The organism is Nonomuraea basaltis (genome assembly GCF_005893125.1).
Classification (GTDB): Bacteria; Actinomycetota; Actinomycetes; order Streptosporangiales; family Streptosporangiaceae; genus Nonomuraea; species Nonomuraea basaltis.
On sequence record NZ_VCJS01000019.1, the window covers coordinates 22,726 to 44,769 of the forward strand.

Below are 22,044 nucleotides of genomic sequence, written 5' to 3' on the forward strand. Positions count from 1 at the left end.
CTTTCGTGGCCTCGAGCTCCCCGGAGTAGTCCGGCGTGATCCTGGACCCGGCCACCTTTCGGCGACCCGGGTGGGAGGGAGACCTCCGCTTGCGCGTCCAGCAAGGCATGCCGGACCGATCAGAGAGCTACATTACCACAACCATCCGGCCCTCCAGAATCATCCCGCCGTCCAAGGATCCTTTCATCCTGCCTGGCCAAGGATCTCTCCCGGCGGGCCACGCTCGGCCCGTCCGGGTGGCCGACCGCCAGAAGATCCTCGTAGATCGGAGGGGGTCACTCTGAGGATCCCCGGAGGCAACCCGTCGCGCGCGTGCCCGGGTCGGCAGCGGATCAGCCCGTCCGGGTGGCCGACCGCCTGAGGATCTCCGCCTCGCCGGCCGCCCGCATCGCCTCGACGGGCACATCCGTCCGGCCCGTCATCAGCTCCACCTGCCGCACCGCCTGATGCAGCAGCATCGCGAACCCGCCGACGACGGTGCCGCCCGCCGCCTCTACGGCCGCCGCCGCGCTGGTCGGCCACGGCGAGTAGACCACGTCGAAGAGCGCGGGCACCCGGGCCAGCCGGTCGGCGAAGGCGTCGGCCGCGCCGCCGGGCAGCGTGGAGATCACCAGGTCCACCCGCGTCAGCGGGTCGAGCTTGTCGAACGTCTCCACCGCCAGCGCCACGCCCAGCCGCTCGGCCACCTCGACCGTCTCTCCGGCCCGGGTGGGGTCGCGTACCAGCAGGGTGGCCGAGAACAGCCCGAGGTTGCGCAACGCCGCCAGCGCGGAGGCCGCCGTGGCTCCTCCGCCGAGCACGGTGGCCGATCGCGGCGCCGGCACCCCGGCCTCGGCCAGCGCCTGCTCCATGCCGTAGACGTCGGTGTTGTCGCCGTGGCGCAGCCCGTCGCGGAACACCACCGTGTTGGCGCCGCCGACCTCGACGGCCGCCTCGGACACGGTGTCGAGCAGCGGCAGCACGGCCCGCTTGAGCGGCATGGTGAGCGACAGCCCCGCCCAGGGGTCATCGTCGTCCGGCACCTGCCCGCGCACGGGCACCAGCTCCCGCAGCAGCCCCGGCAGCCGCGCCTCGTCGCACTCGAACGCCTCGTAGCTCCACCCGTCGAGGTCCATCGCCTGATAGGCGGCCCTGTGCAGGTAGGGCGAGAGCGAATGACCGATGGGCGACCCCATCACCGCAGCCCGCATCCGCACTCCTTCCCAACGAACACGACGACCCTATCGCCAGCGCCCCGACCTCCCGAACGGCTGGTGCGTCCCCCTTGGACAGCGCCGTCACGGCGGCGGCTCTCCGGCCCAGCGACCACGTCGGCACGCGGGCAACCCGCTCACCAGCCGCCGCACCAACGCGCCGCGGCGCCTCCGAGAGCCGCCCGTTGACGTCGGCGCGTGGGCGGCGTCAGGCGGCGGGCCGGCGCGGACGGCCGGTCAGCCGCCGCACCGCGGTACGCCGTGCGGCGGCACACCGGTCAGCCGCCGTTGCTTTCGTACTCCGCGAGGAGGGCCTGGCGCTCGGCCTCCGTGGTGGCGAACTTGGTGATGTTGCTCTTGGGGTCGGTGGCGACGAAATAGAGCCAGTCGCCCTTCTCCGGGTTCAGCGCCGCCTCGATGGCATGGTCGCCGGGGTTGGCGATCGGCCCGGGCGGCAGGCCAGGGTGCGCGTACGTGTTGTATCGGCTCTTGATCTTGGTCTCTGGGATGGTGGCGGCGGTGCCGTACTTGCCGAGCGCGTACATCACCGTGCTGTCCATCTCCAGCTTCATCTGCGGCTCGCGCCCCAACCGGTTGTAGATGACGCGGGCGATCTTCGGCATGTCCTCGGCTCGTCCGGCCTCGGCCTGCACGATGCTGGCGATGATGATGATCTCGTGCGGCGTGTGCCCGAGGGCCTTGGCGCCGCCTTCGAGGTCGACCTTGTCCGCCGTCTGCTTGAACCGGTCCACCATCGCCGCCAGCATCTGCGTCGGCGTGGTCTTCGGCTGGAACTCGTACGTGGCGGGGAAGGCGTACCCTTCGAGCCTGCCCTTCGCGTACGGCGGCAGGTCGAGATCGCCGGCGTCCTTGGCCGCGGCGGTGAACTCCTTGACCGGCTTGCCGGTCTCCTTGGCGAGCGTGGTCAAGGTGTCGGACAGGCGCAGGCCCTCCTTGAGCCGCACCTTGGCGAGCAGCCGGTTGTCCGGCGTGAGGAGCATCGACACGGCCGTGGTCGCCGGCAGTTGCTTGCGCAGCTTGTACGAGCCCGGCTGCAGCTGGTCGCTCTTGCCCGCGTTGCCGATCGCGTTGGTGAACGCCCTGGCGCTGGCCACGACCCCCTGCCGCTCCAGCTCTTCTGCCACCTCCGCGGCGCTCTGGCCGTCCTTGATCTCGATGACGACCTCGCCGGTGCCCTGACCGGTGTAGTCATCGGGCACGAGGGCGTCACTGAGCCAGAGGTAGCCGTAGTAGCCGCCGCCGCCGATGATGCCCGCGAGCACGACGAAGGCGAGCAACGGTGCTATGAATCCGCCCCGGTTGCGGCGCCTGCGCCGCCTGCGGCTGTTGCCGCGTTTGCCGGAGCCCCGGGTGCGGCGCCTGGGCTGACCTTCGTCGTCCTCGGCGCCGAGCAGCGTGTTCAGATCGAGATCGTTCATAGGTTCGCTGGCCAATCTCCCGGTACGGCCGGCCAGGAGTCAAGCGGATGCGCCCAACCGGCAGGGGTTACCGAGCGGAACTGGGGGGTCCGCCGGGCATGCTCCCATGCCCAGCGGGAATCACTCTGAGTAGCCATGCTAAGGGATGGAAAGAGGGCGGATGCCCCGTTTTGGGGCTTTCGCGCGGGGACAGAGGCGGTCCCGTCGAACATCAGCTCGTCCCGAGGTTCTTGTTCAACTCTTCCCGGTATCTCACGAACTCGCTCTCTTTGTTGGTGAATTTGGTGATTCTATGCGCCGGATCCGTCGTTACAAACCAGTGCCAATCACCCTTCGCCGGGTGCAGGGCCGCCATCAGCGCCTTTTCCCCAGGATTGGCGATGGGTCCCGGCGGCAGTCCTTTGTGGCGATAGGTGTTGTAAGGAGAGTCGACCTTGGTGTCGCTCTCCGTGACCCTCAGCGTCCGCCGGTTCTGGGCGTACAGGACGGTGCTGTCGATCTCGAGCTTGGTGCCGCGCTCGAGGCGGTTGTAGATCACTCTGGAGATCTTGGGGTAGTCCTCGTCGGTCCCGCCCTCGGCCTGGATCAGGCTGGCCACCGTGACGGCCTCCAGCGGCTTGAGGTGCACACGGGCAGCCTGCTTCTCCAGCCCCACCTTCCTGGCCGCCATGCCGAAGCGCTCGACCATCGCCGCCAGCACGTCCACGGCCGTGTCCCCGGGCTCGATCTCGTACGTGGCGGGGAACAGGAACCCTTCCAGCCCGGGCGCGTACTTGGGCAGGCCGACCAAGGCCTTGTCGACGCTCTGCAGCTCCTTGAGCGGCAGCCCGGTCTGCCGGGCGACGCGGCTCAGCACCTCGCTCGTCCGCAGGCCCTCCGGCACGGTGACCCGCCGCACGACCCTGGATGCCGGGCTGAGCAGCAGGTCGAGCGCGGCGCCCGCCGCCATGCCCTTGCGCAGACGGTAGTGTCCGGGCCGCAGCCGGTCGGCCACCGCGCGGTCCTCCGTCGCGCGCACGAACGACTGCGCGCTCGCCACCACCCCGGCATCGGCCAGCGCCGAGCCGATGGCCTCCGCGCTGGAGCCGGGCACGATCCGCACGGTCACCGCGCCGGTGCCGGTGCCCTCGAAATCGTCGGGGCTGAGGTACGGCTTGAGCACCGCGAACGCCCCCACCCCCAGCGCCACCAGGCCCGCGATCAGGCCGGCGGAGATCAGTCCGGCCTTGCGCACGGCCCGCCGGCGAGGTGTGGGTGCGGGTAGCGGGATGACGTCCGCCTCGGCGTCGTCCTCCGGCGCGGGCCGGGCACCGCTCTCCGCCCCGGCCTCTTCGGGCACGGAGTCCCCGGCCTGGAACGGAATCACATCGCCGGCGTCCTCGTCCTCGGGAGTGCCGTTCGGCGCGTCGTTGGACGGGTCGTTGGGCGTGCCGCTCATGCGACCACCCCGCCGGCCATCGGCCCCGCCGCCGTGCTTCCCCGCCCCGTGGACCGCCGGCTCATCGGGCAGGTCCGTCGGCCGCTGGGGGCGGTTCGACGGGCCTGCCTGGTGGTCTCTCTGTGGCGCGCTCGGAGTCGAGCGCGTCCTGCAGCAGCACGACCGCCGCTGCCTGGTCGACGACGCCGCGCTGCTTCTTGGCCTTCACGCCGCTGGCGCGCAGCCCCTGCTGGGCGGCGACCGTGGTCAGCCGCTCGTCGAACAGCCGCACGGGCGTCGGCGCGAGCCGGGCCGCGAGGTCGGCGGCGAACCGGCGGGCCAGCGCGGCCGCCTGCCCCTCGCGTCCCGACAACGAGGTGGGCAGCCCCACCACGACCTCGATCGCCTCGTGCTCGGCGACGATCGCGGCGATGCGGTCGAGGTCGCCCTTGCCCCGCTTGACGGTCTCGACCGGCGTGGCCAGCATGCCTGATGGGTCGCTGCGGGCCACGCCGACGCGTACGGAGCCGACGTCCACGCCGATCCGTGAACCGAACCTCATGTCAGCCGAGCTGCCCAGTGATCTGCGCGGCGATGGCCTCTTCGACCAGGCGCAGCGCGTCGCCGATCGCCTCCGGTCGTGTGCCTCCGCCTTGTGCGACATCGTCCTTGCCGCCACCGCCACCCCCAAGAGCCTTGGCGGCGACGCCGACCAGCCGTCCGGCCTTGAGCCCTCGCTCGCGCCCCGCCTCGTTGACCGCGGCAACCACCACCGGCCGGTCGGAGGGGACGCCGGCGATCACGATGACCGCCGGCCGGTCGGCCGGGAACCTGCCGCGCACATCAAGCGCGAGCTTACGCAGGTCATCGGCGCCGGTGCCATCAGGCGCGCGGTGTGTCACGACGGAGACACCCTGCAGGTCACGAGCCTGAGACACCAGATCGCCGGCCACCTCGAGCACCTGGGCGGAGCGGAGCCTCTCCAGCTCCTTCTCCGCCGTGCGCAGCCGGGTGACGATGCCGTCGATGCGCTCGGGCAGCTCCTCCCGGCGCGCCTTGAGCTGCTCGGTGAGCTGGTGGACCAGCACGCTCTCGCGGGCCAGGAAGCGGAAGGCGTCGATGCCGACGAGCGCCTCGACGCGGCGCACGCCTGCGCCGACCGACTGCTCGCCGAGCACCTTGACCAGGCCGAGCTGCCCGGAGCTGTGCACGTGGGTGCCGCCGCACAGCTCGCGCGAGTAGTCGCCGATCTCGACCACGCGGACCTCGTCGCCGTATTTCTCGCCGAACATCGCCAGCGCGCCCATCGCCCTGGCCTCGGCCTGCGAGGTGTAGAAGGCGTTGACCTTGAGGTCGTTGACGAGCACCGCGTTGACCTCGTCCTCGACGTCGCGCAGCACGCTCGCCGGCACCGCGCCCGCCGCGGTGAAGTCGAAGCGGAAGCGGCCGGGCGAGTTCTCCGAGCCGGCCTGGGCCGCCGTCTCGCCGAGCGCGTTCTTGAAACCGCGGTGGACGAGATGGGTGGCGCTGTGGCTGCGCGAGATCGCGCGGCGGCGCTCGAGGTCGATCTCCGCCTGCGCCTCGTCGCCGACCTTCAGCTCGCCGCTGCGGATCTTGCCGCGGTGCATGACGAGCCCGGGGAGCGGGGACTGCACGTCGACGATCTCGACCTCGGCGCCGCTGGTGCGGATCACGCCCTGGTCGGCGAGCTGGCCGCCGCCCTCGGCGTAGAACGGGGTGCGCCCGAGCACGACCTCCACGGTCGTGCCCGCGCCCGCCGCCGGGACGGACGCGCCGTCGACGAGGATGCCGACCACGCTCGTGTCGGCCTCGGTCTGGTCGTAGCCGAGGAACTCGACCTTGCCCGCCGCCTCCAGCAGCTGCCCGAAGACGGAGATGTCGGCGTTGCCGGTCTTCTTCGCCGCCGCGTCGGCCTTGGCCGCCGTCTTCTGCTCCTTCATGAGGCGGCGGAAGCCCTCCTCGTCGACCTTGAGCCCGTGCTCGGCCGCCATCTCCAGCGTCAGGTCGATCGGGAAGCCGTAGGTGTCGTGCAGCTTGAACGCCTGGTCGCCGGGCAGCGTGGTGCCGGACTTGCGCTTGGTCTCCTCGACGGCCACGTCGAAGATCGCGGTGCCGGTGCGGAGCGTGCCGAGGAAGGACGCCTCCTCGGCGTCGATGATCCCGTGAATCTGCGGCGCGTCGGCCTTGAGCTGGGAGTACTGCTCGCCCATGACGTTGATCGCGACGTCGGTCAGCTCGTGCATGTAGCGGTCGTCGCCGGAGCCGAGCAGGCGCAGGTTGCGCACGGTCCGGCGCAGGATGCGGCGCAGGACGTAGCCGCGGCCCTCGTTGCTGGGCATGACGCCGTCGGCGACGAGCATGGTGCCGGTGCGCACGTGGTCGGCGATCACCCGCAGGCTGACGTCGGCGCGGTGGTCGCGCCCGTAGCGGGTCTTGGTGAGCTCGGCCGCCTTGTCGAGGATCTTGTACGTGGTGTCGATCTCGTAGAGGTTGTCGACGCCCTGCAGGATCGTCGCCATGCGCTCGAGGCCCATGCCGGTGTCGATGTTCTTGGCGGGCAGCTCGCCGGCGATGTCGAAGTCGACCTTGGTGCGGACCTGGCTGAGCTGGTACTGCATGAAGACGAGGTTCCACACCTCGAGGTAGCGGTCCTCGTCGGCGACGGGCCCGCCCTCCTTGCCGTATTCGGGGCCGCGGTCGTAGTAGATCTCCGAGCAGGGGCCGCCGGGACCGGGCACGCCCATGTGCCAGTAGTTGTCCTCCAGGCCGCGGCGCTGAATGCGCTCATCGGGCAGGCCGACGCGGTTGCGCCAGAGGTCGTAGGCCTCGTCGTCGTCGAGGTAGACCGTCGCCCACAGCCGGTCCTCGGGGAAGCCGAAGCCGCCGTCGGACTCCGACTTGGTGAGCAGCTCCCACGCGAACGGGATCACCTCGGCCTTGAAGTAGTCGCCGATGGAGAAGTTGCCCAGCATCTGGAAGAACGTGGCGTGCCGCGTGGTCTTGCCGACCTCTTCGATGTCGGGGGTGCGCACGCACTTCTGCGCGGTGGCCAGCCGTGACGCCGGAGGCGTGCGCTGCCCCAGGAAGTACGGCTTGAACGGCACCATACCCGCATTGACCAGGAGAAGCGTTGGGTCCTCAGCGATCAGGCTGGCCGAGGGCACGACCTTGTGCCCACGCTCCTCGAAGAAGCGCAGGAAGCGGCGGGCGATCTCTGCCGACTCCATGATGGCCATCCTTTACGTAGTCAGTTGTTGTCTTCAGCGTTGTCGAGCTCGAAGCGCGCCCGCAACTCGGTTTCGCGCTCGGCCGCCTCGCCGAGGGCGTCAGAGGTAAAGTCTCTCACCCTCCGGAGCATGCCCGCCGCGCCGTCGGCGGTCCTGCGGGCCACATGGTTCGGATGCAGCGCCTGCAGGCGGCGCATCACCCAGAAGGCGAGGAACGCGCCGAGCGACAGGTAGAACAACCTTCTGATCATCGCGGCCGCCTCGGCCCGGGCGTGCGCCTGGGAGGCCGGCGGGCCTCGATGGCGCGCCGCACGCCGTAGCCGAGCGCCGACACCTTGATCAGCGGCCCGGTGAAGATGGTCTGCGTGACCGCGCTGAGCTTGGCCGCGTGGCCGCTGACCTGCTTGACGTCCCTGGCGATGGCCTCGACGGCGATCAGCTGCCTGTTGGTCTCGTTGACCGTGACGCTCATGTCCTCGAGCAGCGGCGTCAGGCGGTTGTTCAGGTCGGAGACCGCCTTGGTGGTCTCCGTGAGCAGCCTGGCGAGCTTGACGAGCACCATGGCGAGAACGCAGACCAGGACTATCCAGCCCGTGGCGGCGATCAGGCCGGCGACCTCTCCAGCGGTAAGCATCCGCTCATCTCCCTCGTACGCTGGGCCGGAACGGCAAGACCCTATCGCGTCCCGGCGACAACGTTACTGAGGAAGCCCAGCCGGATCAGGCCGCCACGTCGGCCCCCGGCACTTCCGAGACCGCCCGCATGAGCCCGCGCGCCGCTCTGATCTCGGGCGCGACCAGCCGTTCCGGCATGACGGCTGCGGCCGCGCGCAACGCCTTGAGCGCCGCGCCGGCCGCGTGTTCGGCGGCTCTGTTGCCGCGGCAGCCGTACATCTGCCTGGCCCAGGCGGGCAGCGTCGCGAAGGCGAGCGCGCCGGCGGCGGGCAGCGAGCCGAGCGCGAGCGGCGGCGTGAGGAACGCCAGCCGGAACGACAGCCGCGGGCTGACACTGCGGCGCAGCGCGTCGCGGGCCTCGCCGGTGGCGGACAGGTACGGGCGCATGCCGTCGAAGTAGTCGTTCAGCTCCGCCACGTCGCCGGGCACGTCGTCCACGCCGGCGAGGCGGGCGCTGCGGCGCTGCTCGGCCACGTAGGCGTCCGATTCGGCCCTGGTGAGCGGCACGCCGGAGCGCAGGGCCAGCTCCAGGTGCGAGGAGGTCTCCGCGCAATGGACCCAGCGCAGGTTCTCCTCCTCGTCCACGCGGAACAGGGTGCCGGTGCCGGTGTCGAGGCCTATGAGGCGGGCTTGCACGCTGCGTACCCGCTCGGCCGCCCGCTCGGCCTGCTCGCGGGTGCCGAACGTGCGCACGGTGACGAAGTCGAGCTGCCGCCGCAGGCGGGCGCGGGCGACCTCGGGGTCGTCGAGGAGGCAGTTCTGGGCGATGCCACGGATGGTACGGGGATGCAGGGCCTGCAACTGGAAAGCGCGCAGCACGGCCGGCCAGCCGAGCGCCTCGGTGTGGACTCGCCAGGTGATCGAGTGGGGACCGAACAGGCCGTCGCCGGGGGTAACCGTCGCCTTCACACGGTTGTGATTCCCCGTGAACGCCTGTTTAGTACGGCTTTCACACATCGCCCTCCATCGCACCACCCGCCGGCCCGGCGCCGGCAAGGTGTCGGCACACACCCACTGCCGGCGCGAACGCGTGCCTGTCCGGCGTGCGGCGCGCGCTCCGGCGCCTTCCGTTCACCACTCGTTCCCGGAGGACGGCAACCGTCGTGGGCGCTCGTGGAGCGGGTCAGGAGCCGCGGAGGAAGTCGCGGATCTTGGACCAGCGGTCGGCGACCGGGGCCTCGGCGCCGTGCCGGGTGGGCTCGTAGTAGCGGCGGTCGCGGACCTGCTCCGGCGCGTAGTCCTGGCGTACGACCCCGTGCTCGAAGTCGTGCGGGTATTTGTAGCCGTCCCCATGGCCCAGCTTGGCGGCCCCCGGGTAGTGGGCGTCGCGCAGGTGGCCGGGGACCTGGCCGATCAGGCCGCGCCGGACGTCGCCGATCGCGGCCCCGATGGCCTTGACCACGGCGTTGGACTTGGGCGCCAGCGCGCAGTGGATGACGGCGTGGGCCAGGTTGATCTGGCCCTCGGGCAGGCCGATGAGCTGCACGGCCTGGGCGGCGGCGACGGCGGTCTGCAGGCAGGTGGGGTCGGCCATGCCGACGTCCTCGGAGGCGAAGATGACGATCCGGCGGGCGATGAAGCGCGGGTCCTCGCCGGCCTCGATCATGCGGGCCAGGTAGTGGAGCGCGGCGTCGGCGTCGGATCCGCGCATCGACTTGATGAACGCGCTGATCACGTCGTAGTGCTGGTCGCCCTGCCGGTCGTAGCGCACGGCGGCCTTGTCGACGGCCTTCTCGACGACCTCCACCGTGATACGGGGAGCTTGATCCCCGCATCGGACAATCGCCTCTTCCTCGCTTTTCGGGGGGAACGCGGGGGGAGCTTGCTCCCCCCGCGAGGCAATCGCCTCTTCCTCGCCCTTCGGGGGGAACGCGGGGGGAGCTTGCTCCCCCCGCGAGGCAATCGCCTCTTCCTCGCCCTTCGGGGGGGACACGGGGGGCATGCCCCCCGTGGGGTCGGCCAGCAGCGCCGCCGCCTCCAGGTAGGTCAGCGACCTGCGCGCGTCCCCGCCCGCGAGGCGTACGAGATGCTCCAGCGCCTCCGGGGCGAGCGTGGCGCGTCCGCCCAGGCCGCGCGGGTCGGACACGGCCCGCTCCAGCACCACCCGGATGTCGTCCTCGGACAGGGACTCCAGCGTGAGCAGCAGCGAGCGCGACAGCAGCGGCGAGATGACCGAGAAGAACGGGTTTTCTGTGGTGGCGCCGATGAAGGTGACCCAGCGGTTCTCCACGGCGGGTAGCAGGGCGTCCTGCTGGGCCTTGTTGAAGCGGTGCACCTCGTCCACGAACAGCACGGTCTGGCGGCCGGTCATGCCCAGCTCGCGCCGGGCGTTGTCGATGGCCGCCCGCACGTCCTTGACGCCCGCGGACACCGCGGAGACCTCGACGAAGCGGCGCTTGGTGACGTTGGAGACGACGTACGCGAGCGTGGTCTTGCCGGTGCCCGGCGGCCCCCACAGGAAAAGCGACATGGGAGCCTCGCTCTCGACCAGGCGCCGCAGCGGGGTGCCGGGGCCGAGCAGGTGCCGCTGGCCGATCACCTCATCGAGGGTGCGCGGGCGCATCCGCACCGCGAGGGGCTGCGGGGTGGCCTCCTCAGCCGCCGAATCGAACAGACTCTCCACAACGCGAGATTACACTCCCCATACGGCTCTCGCTCCGGAGTCGCCGGCCTGGAAGACGTAGTAGCCGGCCACGGCGGCCAGCACCAGCGTCACGCCCGACAGGGTCAGCGTCACGGGACGGCCGAACCGGTCGCGGCCGACGGAGTCGCGGGCCGGGCGGGTGGCGTACACGAGGAGCAGGGAGGCCACGGCCAGGCCGAGCACCGACAGCAGCAGCGGGTTGGCGAAGCTCTGGTGGGCGGAGATGCGGGTGCCCAGCTCACCGTCCGCGGTGGCGAAGCGGGCGGCCTTGAGGCTCTCGCCGCTCTGCTTGGCCGCGAAGACGGTCGCGGGGGCGGCCAGGGAGAGCAGGACGACGGCCCAGGCGACGTACGCCCGCCAGCGCGGCAGCAGCGCGTAGCCGGCCGCCACGGCGACGAGCAGCGGGGTCAGCACGACCGCGAAATGAATGATCAGCGCGTGGGCCGGCAGGCCCAGGATCTGGTCGAACATGTGGACTCCTTAGTGCTCATTTCAACTACGTCTGCCAGCACCATAAGGTTCGCGACCTCACTGGCCGCCCTGATAGCTTTCGCCACTTACGTCCGGCACATATCCGAGGCCGGTAGCATGCGCGAAGTTGTTTGGTCATGTGTCGGCAAAGATGAAGGAGACATGCGGTGAGCGGCGACGACCGCAAGAACGAGCTGGCGCGGGAGCACAAGGAGCGGCAGGAGAAGCGCGCAGCAGCCGAGCAGTCCTCCAAGGCGAGGAGGAACACCTTCATCGGCGCAGGCGTGGCCGTCGTAGTGGTGGCGGGCGGCGTCTTCGCCGCGACCACTCTGGTCGACAAGGACGGCGCCGTGCCCGCCTCAGCGGCGAGCACGCCCTCGGCGTCCGCCTCCCCCTCCGCCCCCGCGCCGTCGGAGCTCCCGAGCACCACGCCGCCGAAGAAGGCGGGCGACGTGACGTGCACGTACAAGCGTGACGACTCGGTTCCGCACAAGTTCGTGGGGCTGCCGGGCAAGAAGCCCAACCTGAAGCTCAGCACGATGACGATCCGCACCAACCACGGCAACGTCGTCATCGAGGTGGACGCGAACGCCACCCCGTGCTCGGTCAACTCGATGGCCTTCCTGGCGAAGAAGGGCTTCTACAACAACAACAAGTGCCACCGCCTGGCGACGCTGGAGACGTCCGGCCTGTTCCTGCTGCAGTGCGGCGACCCGCAGGCCAAGGCCGACGGCAAGAACCCGACCGACGGCCAGGGCACCGCGGGCTACGTGTTCGCGGACGAGGCCGTGGGCGTCATGCCGTACACGAGGGGCGTGGTGTTCCTGACGCAGCCGCTGGACGCGGCCGGGCAGAACAGCAGCCAGTTCGCCATCTCAATGTCGGACGAGAACGCCCAGCTCGAGCCGCAGTATTCGGTGCTGGGCATCGTCAAGTCGGGCCTGGAGATCATCGAGAAGGTCGCCAAGGACGGCGTCCTCGTCAACGAGGGCGACATCACCGGGGACGGCGGCTCCACCGCCCCGAAGACGCCGATCATCATCAAGAGCGTCACGGTCAAGTAACGGCGCGACGTGAAACGGCAGGCACCGGGCGGTGCCTGCCGTTCGCGTGTGCGCCGCGGTTACGCGTCCGTCTTCGGCTGGGCGTCGACGCCCGCCTCCTTGCGCTGGTCGACCGTGATCGGCGTGGGCGCGCCGGTGAGCGGGTCGAAGCCGGAGGCCGTCTTCGGGAAGGCGATCACGTCGCGGATCGAGTCGCCGCCGGACAGCAGCATGCAGATCCGGTCCCAGCCGTAGGCGATGCCTCCGTGCGGCGGCGGGCCGTACTTGAACGCCTCCAGCAGGAAGCCGAACTTGCTCTCCGCCTCCTCCTTGGAGATGCCGAGCACGTCGAAGACGCGCTGCTGCATCTCGGCCCGGTGGATACGGATCGAACCGCCGCCGATCTCCATGCCGTTGCAGACCATGTCGTAGGCGTAGGCCAGCGCCTCGCCGGGGTGGTCCTGGAAGTTGTCGGCCCACTCCGGCTTCGGCCCGGTGAACGGGTGGTGCACGGCCGTCCAGCCGATCTCGCGGCCCACCTCGTCGTGCACGGGCTCGAACATGGGGGCGTCGACCACCCACAGGAACGACCATGCCGACTCGTCGATCAGGCCGCAGCGGCGGCCGATCTCCAAGCGGGCCGCGCCGAGCAGGTCGCGCGAGGCCTGCCTGGGGCCGGCCGCGAAGAAGACCGCGTCGCCGGGGACGGCGCCGACCTTGGCCGCGAGCCCGGAGGTCTCCTCCTCCGACAGGTTCTTGGCGACCGGGCCGCCGAGCGTGCCGTCCTCCTGCACCAGCACGTAGGCCAAGCCCTTGGCGCCGCGCGAGCGGGCCCACTCCTGCCAGCCGTCGAGCTCCTTGCGGGTCTGCGAGGCCCCGCCCGGCATGACGACCGCGCCCACGTATTCGGCCTGGAAGACGCGGAAGGACGTGTTCGCGAAGTAGTCCGTCATCTCGACCAGCTCCTGGCCGAAGCGCAGGTCGGGCTTGTCGGAGCCGTAGCGGGCCATCGCGTCGGCGTACGTCATGCGCGGCAGCGGCGCCGGCACCTCGTAACCGGCGATCTCCCGCCACAGCCTGCCGATCAGCTTCTCGCCGACCTCGATGACGTCTTCCTGGTCCACGAAGGACATCTCGACGTCGATCTGGGTGAACTCCGGCTGACGGTCGGCCCGCAGGTCCTCGTCGCGGTAGCACTTGGCGAGCTGGTAGTAGCGCTCGAGCCCGCCGACCTGCAGCAGCTGCTTGAACAGCTGGGGCGACTGCGGCAGGGCGTACCAGTTGCCGGGCTGGAGCCGCACCGGCACCAGGAAGTCGCGCGCGCCCTCGGGCGTGGAGCGGGTCAGCGTCGGCGTCTCGACGTAGACGAAGCCGAGCTCGTGCATCACCTCGTTGGCCAGGTAGGTGGCCTTGGAGCGGGTGCGCATCGCGTCGGCCACCTGCTGGCGGCGGATGTCGAGGTAGCGGTACTTCAGCCGCGCCTCCTCCGACACGCCCACGTTGCCCTCGACCGGGAACGGCAGCGGCGCCGACTCGCTCAGCACCTCGACCGTGTCGGCCACCACCTCGATCTTGCCGGTGGGCAGGTCGGGGTTCTCGTTGCCCTCCGGGCGGACGCGGACCTGGCCGACGACCTTCACGCAGTATTCGGCGCGCAGGTCGTGGGCGTGGTCCTCCTCGCGGAAGACCACCTGCGCCGAGCCGGAGGCGTCACGCAGGTCGATGAACACCACGCCGCCGTGGTCCCGGCGGCGGGCCACCCATCCCGCGAGCGTCACCTGCTGCCCGGCGTGCTCCTCGCGGAGCGACCCGGCCGTATGCGTGCGGATCACTGCACTTTCCCTTCGTACGGATAAAGGAAGGGCGGCAGCGACCCGGCGCGTGCTGACTCGCGGATCACTGCACTTTCCCTTCGTACGGATAAAGGAAGGGCGGCAGCGACCCGGCGCGTGCTGACTCGCGGATCACTGCACTTTGCCCTTCAAGACGTCGACGACCTGGGCCAGCGGCACCTCGGTCTGGTCAGCGGTGGTCAGGTCTTTCACTTGTACGGCCTCGGCCGCCAGATCACGCTCGCCCAGGATCAGTGCGAAGCGGGCGCCGGAACGGTCGGCACCCTTCATCGCGCCCTTGAGCCCTTTGCCGCCGAAGGCCATATCCGCGGCGACACCGGCCGCGCGCAGCTCGTTCAGTAGCTTGAACATGGCCCGCGCGGCTTCGTCACCCAGCGCCACACCGTACACCTCGCACCGGGGCGGGGTGTCGAGCGCGAGGCCTTCCCGCTCCAGGGCGATCACGGTGCGGTCCAGGCCCAGGCCGAAGCCGATGCCGGGCAACGGCGGCCCGCCGATGGCCTCGGAGAGCCCGTCGTAGCGGCCGCCGCCGCCGATGCCGGACTGCGCGCCCAGCAGCGGGTGGTCGAACTCGAAGGTCGTGCGGGTGTAGTAGTCGAGTCCGCGCACCAGCCTGGGCGCGTCCTGCCACGGTATGCCGAGGTCGGCCAGGAGCTGCTTGACCCGGTCGTGGTAGGCCTTGCAGTCGGCGCAGAGGTGGTCGCGGATGAGCGGGGCGCCCTCGAGCTGCGCGCGGACCTCGGGACGCTTGTCGTCGAGCACGCGCAACGGATTGATCTCGATCCGCGCCCTGGTCGCCTCGTCGAGGTCGAGCGCCCGCAGGAACTCCTGCAGCCGCGCCCGGTAGATCGGCCTGCACTCCTTGCAACCAAGCGAGTTGAGCAGCAACCGCACCTGGGTGAGACCGACCGTGGAATACCACTGCCAGGCCAAGGCGATGGTCTCGGCGTCGACGGCCGGGTCCTCGCTGCCGATCGCCTCCAGGTCGAGCTGGTAGAACTGGCGGTAGCGGCCCTCCTGGGGCGCCTCCGCGCGGAACACCGGCCCGTCGGTCCAGACCTTCACCGGGAGCTGGCCGCGGTGCATGCCGTATTCCAGGACCGCGCGCAGCACCCCGGCGGTGAACTCCGGGCGCAGCGTCAGCGACCTGCCGCCGCGGTCGGTGAAGGTGTACATCTCCTTGCTCACGACGTCGGTGGACTCTCCGACGCCACGGGCGAACAGCTGAGTGTCCTCGAAGACCGCGGTCTCCAGGTAGGAGTATCCCGCGCGCCTGGCCGTCTCCGCGAACGCTCCGCGGATCGCGTAGAACGTCGACGCCTGTGGTGGAACGTATTCCTTGACGCCCTTGGGTGCTTGGAAGCTCATTAGATCCCTCGTGTGGGACCGGCGTGCGGCGCTGCTTCCTTCAAGTATGGGTTGGCAGCGCGCTCGTGGCCGATCGTGGTCTGTGGTCCGTGGCCCGGCAGTACGACCGTATCGTCAGGCAGCGGCAGACACTTGGTGGCCAGGCTGCGCAGGATCGTCGGGTAGTCGCCCCCGGGAAGGTCAGAGCGTCCGATGGAGCCGGCGAACAGCAGGTCGCCAGAGAACAAGATCCCGCGGGGGGCTTCGCGCCCCGAGAACCCCCCAAGGTCAACCGCAAGGTCAACCCCGGAGCCGGCGGCTGCGCCGCCGTCGTCCGTCAACCTGAAGCTCACCGACCCCCTGGTATGGCCGGGCGTATGGTCGACCACGAGCTCGAGGCCGGCGAGCTTGAGCACGGCGCCGTCGGACAGCTCGCGAACGTCGTCGGGCTCGCTCAGCGTGAGGCCGCCGAACAGCGAGGCGCTCGTGCCGGACCAGCCCGCGGCCGGGTCGCTCAGCAGGTGGCGGTCCTCGGGGTGGATCCACGCGGGCACGTCGCGCGCGCCGCAGACCGGGGCCACCGACCAGACGTGATCGAGGTGGCCGTGGGTGAGCAGGACCGCGACCGGCTTGAGCCGGTGCTCGCGCAGCAGCTCGTCGACACCGTCGGTCGCGTCCTGACCTGGATCGACGATCACGCACTCCTCGCCGGCGGCAGGCGCGACGACGTAACAATTGGTCTGGAAGGCCCCTGCGGGGAAGCCTGCGATGAGCATCTGCCTCAGGTGATCTCGTCGAAAAGCCAATGGGAATGTAACCGAAGGGTACCGGTGCGGGTCGCCGGGCTGCGAATCATTACCCGTTGGCCGATACGATTCGCCCACCTCAGTTGATTCACTATGGGAGGCAAAGCGGTGGCCACGGGGAAGGACCGGCAGAAGCAGCTGGCACGCGAGCACTACGAGCGGCAGCTACAGCGCCGTCTCGAGCGCGAGCAGAAGGCCAAGCGCGCGGCGATCATCGGCTCGACCGTGGGTGTGGTGATCGTGGTCGGCGGCATCGTCGCCGCGGTCGCGCTCCTGGGCGGCAACGACGGAGGCACGGAGGCGGCCGCATCGCCCTCGGCGTCCCCTGCGGACACCGCCACGGCGCCGCCGACCACGGGACCCAAGCCGTACAACGCGGCGACCGGCACGTGCGACTACGTCGCCGACAGCTCCGGCGGACAGGTCAAAGACGTCGGCACGCCGCCGACGAAGGTCGAGACCAAGCCCGCCGTGAAGACGATGACGTTCAAGACCAACCTCGGCGACATCGTGGTCGAGCTGAACAACGCCAAGGCGCCCTGCACGACCAATTCGCTCGAGTTCCTGGCGAAGAAGAAGTACTACGACGGCAGCAAGTGCCACCGGCTCGGCAACGAAAAGTTCCCGATGCTGCAATGCGGCGACCCGACGGCCAAGGCCGACGGGAAGAGCCAGGACGGCTCGGGCGGCCCCGGCTACGTGATGGCCGAGGAGAACCTCCAGGGCGCCCAGTACAAGCGCGGCGTGATGGCGATGGCCAAAACGCAGGCGCCAGGCAGCACGGGAAGCCAGTTCTTCCTCGTTTACGGAGACATCGGGCTCACCCCGGATTACACCCCAGTGGGTACGATCACCAAGGGGCTCGACATCCTCGACAAGGTGAACAAAGCGGGCGTCATCGCCGACATGGGAGATGGGACCGGGGCACCAAAGCAATCCGTCGAAATCAAAGACGTGACAATCGCCGGCAAGAGCTGACGTAATACAAACTAGGGACGAAGTAGTCCCGAAGGGTCTGATGGATAGTGCGGGAGGACACGGTGAGCACCGACCCGTGGGGCCGGGTAGACGACGACGGCACCGTCTACGTGCGTACGGCTGAGGGAGAGCGGGCCGTCGGCTCCTGGCAGGCCGGTGAACCCGAAGAGGCACTGGCCTACTTCCATCGCAAATACGACGAGCTGGCGGGCCAGGTTCAGCTGCTCGAGCAGCGGGTCAGAGGCACCGATCTGGCTCCGGCGCAGGCCGAGGCCAGCATCGCCAAGCTGCGCGAGGCCGTCGCCGACGCCCACGCCATCGGCGACCTGGCCGCGCTGACCGCCCGGCTCGACGGCCTGACGGAGCTGGTCGCCCAGCGCCGTGAGGAGGTCAAGGCGGCCCGCGAGCAGGCGCGCGCCGAGGCCAGGGAGGTCAAGGAGCGCATCGTCGCCGAGGCCGAGCGCATCGCCGAGGAGACCACCCACTGGAAGTCGGGCGGTGAGCGGCTGCGCCAGCTGATCGAGGAGTGGAAGGCCGCCGACCGCATCGACCGGGTCACCGAGGCCGCGCTGTGGAAGCGGCTGTCGGCCGCCCGCACGGCATTCGCCAAGCGGCGCAAGCAGTACTTCGCGGGGCTGGACGAGCAGCGCGAGGGCGTGCGCGCGGCCAAGGAGCGCATCGTCGCCGAGGCCGAGGCGATCGCCGGCTCGACCGACTGGGGCACGACCGCGGCCATCTACCGCGAGCTGATGCAGCAGTGGAAGAGCGCGGGCCGGGCCTCGCGCGAGGTCGAGGACGAGCTGTGGACCCGCTTCAAGAGCGCCCAGGACCAGTTCTTCCAGGCCCGCTCCGCGGTCTTCGCCGAGCGCGACGCCTCGCTGGCGGCCAACGCGCAGGTCAAGGAGGAGCTGCTGGCCGAGGCGGAGAAGATCCTCCCTGTCACCGACGTGCGCACGGCCAGGGGCGCGCTGCGCCACATCCTGGAGCGGTGGGAGGCCGCCGGTCCCGTGCCGCGCGAGCAGCGCGACCGGCTCGAGGGCGGGCTGCGCAAGGTGGACGAGGCCGTGCGCAAGGCCGAGGACGCCGAGTGGAAGCGCTCCAACCCCGAGGCCAGGGCCCGTGCGCAGAGCGCGGTCGACCAGCTGCGCACCTCCATCGAGCAGTTGGAGAAGCGGCTGGCCAAGGCGCAGGCCGCCGGGCGCGCCAAGGACATCAAGGAGACCGAGGAGGCGCTGGACGCCCGCCGCTCCTGGCTGGAGGAGGCCGAGCGGACGCTGGCCGAGTTCAGCTGAGCCGTGGCCCCCTCGCCTGCGCCTTCCCGCCCGATAACGGGGAATCGGGCGGCACGCGCGGGGGCCTGAGATCTAGGCTGGCGGCATGGATCCCGTCAGCGTCGCGCGCGCCCTCGTCGAGGAGATGTTCCCGGGGGCCCTGTACGCCTTCGTCGGCGGCAGTGTGCTCACCGAGCAGCGCACCAGCACCTCAGATCTCGACGTCGTGGTGGTGCTCGACGGCCTGCCCACTCCCTACCGCGAGTCGCTGCGGTGGCGCGAGTGGCCCGTCGAGCTGTTCGTGCACAGCGAGACGAGCCTGCACGCCTACCTCGACAAGGACTTCGACCGGCGGCAGCCCAGCCTGGCCCGCATGTGCGCGGATGGCGCGGTGCTGGCCGACCGGACGGGCGGGCGGGCCAGCGACCTGCAGGCGGCGCTCGGCGAGCGGCTGGCCGCCGGTCCCGGCGGCCTGACGAGCACGGAGGCGGAGCGGGCCAGATACGCCCTGTCCGACCTGCTGGACGACCTGTCGGGGGCCACGGATCCCGGCGAGCGGACGTTCATCCGCTGGCAGGTCGTGCACGAGACGGCCAGGATGGCGCTCGGGCTGGGGCGCAGGTGGCAGGGCAGCGGAAAGTGGCTGCTGCGGGAGCTGCGCGCGCACGACCCGGAGCTCGCCCAGGAACTGCTCGCCGCGCTCGACGATCCGGCGCGCCTGGCGGCCGTCGCCTCGGACGTGCTTGAGCGGGCGGGAGGGCGCCTCTGGGAGGGCTACAGGGCCGAGGGGGACCCCTTCCACCGGCCGCTGCGTCACATCGCCTCAGGGGCGCTCTCGGGCGAGACGGCGCAGAGCTCCGGCATGCGCCGGCTGGCCGCGATCAGCGGCACGACCGCCGGGTCGGACCGGCTCTGGATGGGGCAGACGCACGTCGCGCCCGCCACCCGCTCGTCCGACCACCATCACGGGGCGTCGGAGACGGCGATCTACGTGGTCAGCGGCACCCCGTCGTTCGTGTTCCTGGAGGGCTCGCAGGAGGTGCGCCTGGACACCAAGCCCGGCGACTACGTCTTCGTGCCGCCGTACGTGCCGCACCGCGAGGAGAACCCGGACCCGTCGCAGGAGGCGGTGGTCGTGATCGCCCGCAGCACCCAGGAGGCCATCGTGGTCAACCTCCCCGACCTCCGCCCCCGCTGACGCGGCACATCGCACCACTGCGCGCGTCACGTGAGCGCTGGTCGTGGCGCGCCGGGCCCTCGGCGGGCGGGCCATCTCGCGACACCGACCGCCGGGACACGTGCGCGGCGACCGGGGTCAGCTGCCCGCGCCGCTGACCCGGTAGACGTCGAAGACCCCCTGGATGCTACGCACGGCCTTGAGCACGTGCCCCAGGTGCTTCGGGTCGCCCATCTCGAACGTGAACTTGCTGATCGCGACCCGGTCCCGTGACGTCGTGACCGACGCGCTCAGGATGTTGACGTGCTGGTCGGACAGCGTCCGGGTGACGTCGGAGAGCAGGCGCGGCCGGTCCAGCGCCTCCACCTGGATGGCCACCAGGAACACGCTGTCGTCGCTCGGCGACCAGCTCACCTCGACCAGCCGGTCCGGCTGTGCCTTGAGCTGCTGGATGTTGGTGCAGTCGCCCCGGTGCACGGACACGCCGTGCCCTCGCGTGACGAACCCGACGATCTCGTCGCCGGGCACCGGGGTGCAGCACTTGGACAGGCGTACCCACACGTCGGCGTCGCCCGCCACGACCACGCCCGCGCCGCCCGCGCCACGGGGACGGCCGCGCAGCCGGGTCGGCAGCGCGGTCTCGGCGATGTCCTCCTCGGCGCTGTCGACGCCGCCGATCGAGGCCACCAGCTTCTGCACGACGGACTGGGCGGCGACGTGCCCCTCCCCCACGGCCGCGTAGAGCGCGGACACGTCGGGGTAGCGCAGGTCGCGGGCCAGCGCCAGCAGCGTCTCACCGGACATCAGCCGCTGCAGCGGCAGCCCCTGCTTGCGCATGGCGCGGCCGATGGCCTCCTTGCCCGCCTCGATCGCGGTCTCGCGGCGCTCCTTGGAGAACCACTGCCGGATCTTGTTGCGGGCCCGGCCCGACTTGACGAACTTCAGCCAGTCACGCGACGGCCCGGCGTCGGGCGACTTGGAGGTGAAGATCTCGACGGTGTCGCCGTTGCCGAGCCGCGACTCCAGCGGCACCAGCCGCCCGTTGACGCGGGCCCCGATGCAGCGGTGGCCCACCTCGGTGTGCACGGCGTAGGCGAAGTCGACCGGCGTCGCCCCCTCGGGCAGGGGGATGACCTGGCCCTTCGGGGTGAACACGTAGACCTCGGACACCGACAGGTCGAACCGCAGCGACTCGAGGAACTCGCCCGGGTCGGAGGTCTCCTTCTGCCAGTCGAGGAGCTGGCGCAGCCAGGCCATGTCGCTGCCCGGCTTGACCTTGCCGGTGGGGCCCGGGGCGCCGACCTCCTCTTTGTACTTCCAGTGCGCGGCCACGCCGTATTCGGCCCGGTGGTGCATCGCGTGGGTGCGGATCTGCAGCTCCACCGGCTTGCCCTCGGGGCCGATCACCGTCGTGTGTAGCGACTGGTACATGTTGAACTTGGGCATCGCTATGTAGTCTTTGAACCGCCCGGGCACCGGGTTCCACCGGGCGTGGATGGTGCCGAGCGCCGCATAGCAGTCGCGCACGCTGTCGACCAGCACGCGGATGCCCACCAGGTCGTAGATGTCGTCGAACGCGACGTCCCTGGCGATCATCTTCTGGTAGACCGAGTAGTAGTGCTTCGGCCGGCCCTTGACCACCGCGCGGATCTTCGCCTCGCGCAGGTCGCCGGAGACCTTCTCGATGACCTCCTGCAGGAACAGGTCCCGGCGCGGCGCCCGCTCCGACACCATGCGCGCGATCTCGTCGTAGCGCTTGGGGTAGAGCATGGCGAAGGCGAGATCCTCGAGCTCCCACTTGATCGTGTTCATGCCCAGGCGGTGGGCCAGCGGGGCGAAGATCTCCAGGGTCTCGCGCGACTTCTGGTGGCGCTTGTGCTCGGGCAGGTAGCGCATGGTGCGCATGTTGTGCAGCCGGTCGGCCAGCTTGATGATCAGCACGCGGATGTCGCGCGACATGGCGACGACCATCTTGCGCACGGTCTCGGCCTGCGCGGCGTCGCCGAACTTGACCTTGTCCAGCTTGGTCACGCCGTCGACCAGGGACGCGATGGTCTCGCCGAAGTCGCCGCGCAACTCGTCGAGGCCGTAGGCGGTGTCCTCGACCGTGTCGTGCAGCAGCGCCGCGCACAACGTCTCGTCGTCGGTGCCCAGCTCGGCAAGGATGGTCGCCACGGCGAGCGGGTGCGTGATGTACGGGTCGCCGGACTTCCGTTTCTGGTCGCGGTGGTGGTAGGCGGCGACGTCGTAGGCACGCTCGATCACGCGCAGGTCTGCCTTGGGGTGGGTGGCGCGGACCGTGCGGAACAGCGGCTCCAGCACCGGGTTCATGGCCCCACCCCCAAACCGCCGCCGGCGCGTCGCTGGCACGCCGGACGGCTCGGCACTGCCGGAGTCGGTTACATCGGGCACGACCGCATCACGGGGCACACGGACTCCTCCCGCAATGGCTCCTCACGCAATTGGCTCCTCACGTTCGAGTC

At 70.4% G+C, this 22,044-nt stretch carries 18 protein-coding genes; 4 read left to right on the forward strand and 14 right to left on the reverse strand.

Annotated features, from left to right (window positions below):
• Positions 1-332: 332 nt before the first annotated feature.
• From EJK15_RS11660 to EJK15_RS11705, 10 genes are all read right to left on the reverse strand, one after another.
• Positions 333-1,190 (reverse strand): shikimate dehydrogenase, encoded by an 858-nt coding sequence (locus EJK15_RS11660; protein WP_138710399.1) that lies wholly within the window; start codon positions 1,188-1,190, stop codon positions 333-335.
• Positions 1,191-1,471: 281 nt separating this feature from the next.
• A complete protein-coding gene (mltG, locus tag EJK15_RS11665) occupies positions 1,472-2,632 on the reverse strand; it encodes an endolytic transglycosylase MltG (RefSeq protein ID WP_138710400.1) in 1,161 nt (386 codons plus the stop codon).
• Between the two features lie 211 nt (positions 2,633-2,843).
• Positions 2,844-4,070 (reverse strand): endolytic transglycosylase MltG, encoded by a 1,227-nt coding sequence (mltG, locus tag EJK15_RS11670; RefSeq protein ID WP_240776905.1) that lies wholly within the window; start codon positions 4,068-4,070, stop codon positions 2,844-2,846.
• Between the two features lie 61 nt (positions 4,071-4,131).
• The gene (gene ruvX, locus EJK15_RS11675) at positions 4,132-4,611 is read right to left on the reverse strand and encodes a Holliday junction resolvase RuvX (RefSeq protein ID WP_138710401.1); all 480 of its coding nucleotides are present in this window, start codon (positions 4,609-4,611) and stop codon (positions 4,132-4,134) included.
• A 1-nt stretch (position 4,612) separates the two neighbouring features.
• A complete protein-coding gene (gene alaS, locus EJK15_RS11680; RefSeq protein WP_138710402.1) occupies positions 4,613-7,297 on the reverse strand; it encodes an alanine--tRNA ligase in 2,685 nt (894 codons plus the stop codon).
• Positions 7,298-7,317: 20 nt separating this feature from the next.
• Positions 7,318-7,536: a hypothetical protein gene (locus tag EJK15_RS11685; RefSeq protein WP_240776906.1), complete on the reverse strand. Its 219-nt coding sequence runs from the start codon at positions 7,534-7,536 to the stop codon at positions 7,318-7,320.
• Between the two features lie 8 nt (positions 7,537-7,544).
• On the reverse strand, positions 7,545-7,931 hold the full coding sequence (locus EJK15_RS11690) for a DUF948 domain-containing protein (RefSeq protein WP_138710404.1): 387 nt from the start codon (positions 7,929-7,931) through the stop codon (positions 7,545-7,547).
• An 85-nt stretch (positions 7,932-8,016) separates the two neighbouring features.
• Positions 8,017-8,880: an oxygenase MpaB family protein gene (locus EJK15_RS11695; protein WP_240776907.1), complete on the reverse strand. Its 864-nt coding sequence runs from the start codon at positions 8,878-8,880 to the stop codon at positions 8,017-8,019.
• Between the two features lie 214 nt (positions 8,881-9,094).
• Positions 9,095-10,534, reverse strand: coding sequence for a replication-associated recombination protein A (locus EJK15_RS11700; RefSeq protein ID WP_240776916.1), 1,440 nt, complete (start codon positions 10,532-10,534; stop codon positions 9,095-9,097).
• A 69-nt stretch (positions 10,535-10,603) separates the two neighbouring features.
• The gene (locus tag EJK15_RS11705) at positions 10,604-11,086 is read right to left on the reverse strand and encodes a DUF2231 domain-containing protein (protein WP_138710407.1); all 483 of its coding nucleotides are present in this window, start codon (positions 11,084-11,086) and stop codon (positions 10,604-10,606) included.
• A gap of 167 nt (positions 11,087-11,253) precedes the next feature.
• Here EJK15_RS11705 and EJK15_RS11710 point away from each other — a divergent pair, with 167 nt between their 5' ends.
• Positions 11,254-12,150, forward strand: coding sequence for a peptidylprolyl isomerase (locus EJK15_RS11710; RefSeq protein WP_138710408.1), 897 nt, complete (start codon positions 11,254-11,256; stop codon positions 12,148-12,150).
• 59 nt (positions 12,151-12,209) lie between these two features.
• Here the strand turns inward: EJK15_RS11710 and aspS are convergent, their stop codons facing one another.
• The 3 genes from aspS to EJK15_RS11725 form a co-directional block, all read right to left on the reverse strand.
• On the reverse strand, positions 12,210-13,961 hold the full coding sequence (aspS, locus tag EJK15_RS11715; protein WP_138710409.1) for an aspartate--tRNA ligase: 1,752 nt from the start codon (positions 13,959-13,961) through the stop codon (positions 12,210-12,212).
• A gap of 132 nt (positions 13,962-14,093) precedes the next feature.
• The gene (hisS, locus tag EJK15_RS11720) at positions 14,094-15,350 is read right to left on the reverse strand and encodes a histidine--tRNA ligase (protein WP_138710410.1); all 1,257 of its coding nucleotides are present in this window, start codon (positions 15,348-15,350) and stop codon (positions 14,094-14,096) included.
• Positions 15,350-16,105, reverse strand: a complete 756-nt coding sequence (locus EJK15_RS11725) for an MBL fold metallo-hydrolase (RefSeq protein ID WP_138710411.1) — start codon at positions 16,103-16,105, stop codon at positions 15,350-15,352. The genes hisS and EJK15_RS11725 overlap by 1 nt, the downstream gene beginning before the upstream one ends.
• A 138-nt stretch (positions 16,106-16,243) precedes the next feature.
• Here EJK15_RS11725 and EJK15_RS11730 point away from each other — a divergent pair, with 138 nt between their 5' ends.
• The 3 genes from EJK15_RS11730 to EJK15_RS74395 all read left to right on the forward strand — a co-directional run bounded on the left by EJK15_RS11730 (position 16,244) and on the right by EJK15_RS74395 (position 19,582).
• Positions 16,244-17,113, forward strand: coding sequence for a peptidylprolyl isomerase (locus EJK15_RS11730; protein ID WP_338089861.1), 870 nt, complete (start codon positions 16,244-16,246; stop codon positions 17,111-17,113).
• A 62-nt stretch (positions 17,114-17,175) separates the two neighbouring features.
• Positions 17,176-18,405, forward strand: coding sequence for a DUF349 domain-containing protein (locus EJK15_RS11735; RefSeq protein WP_138710413.1), 1,230 nt, complete (start codon positions 17,176-17,178; stop codon positions 18,403-18,405).
• Positions 18,406-18,490: 85 nt separating this feature from the next.
• Positions 18,491-19,582: a cupin domain-containing protein gene (locus EJK15_RS74395; RefSeq protein ID WP_240776908.1), complete on the forward strand. Its 1,092-nt coding sequence runs from the start codon at positions 18,491-18,493 to the stop codon at positions 19,580-19,582.
• A 117-nt stretch (positions 19,583-19,699) separates the two neighbouring features.
• Here the strand turns inward: EJK15_RS74395 and EJK15_RS11745 are convergent, their stop codons facing one another.
• Positions 19,700-21,892 (reverse strand): RelA/SpoT family protein, encoded by a 2,193-nt coding sequence (locus EJK15_RS11745; RefSeq protein WP_138710414.1) that lies wholly within the window; start codon positions 21,890-21,892, stop codon positions 19,700-19,702.
• Between the last annotated feature and the right edge of the window lie 152 nt (positions 21,893-22,044).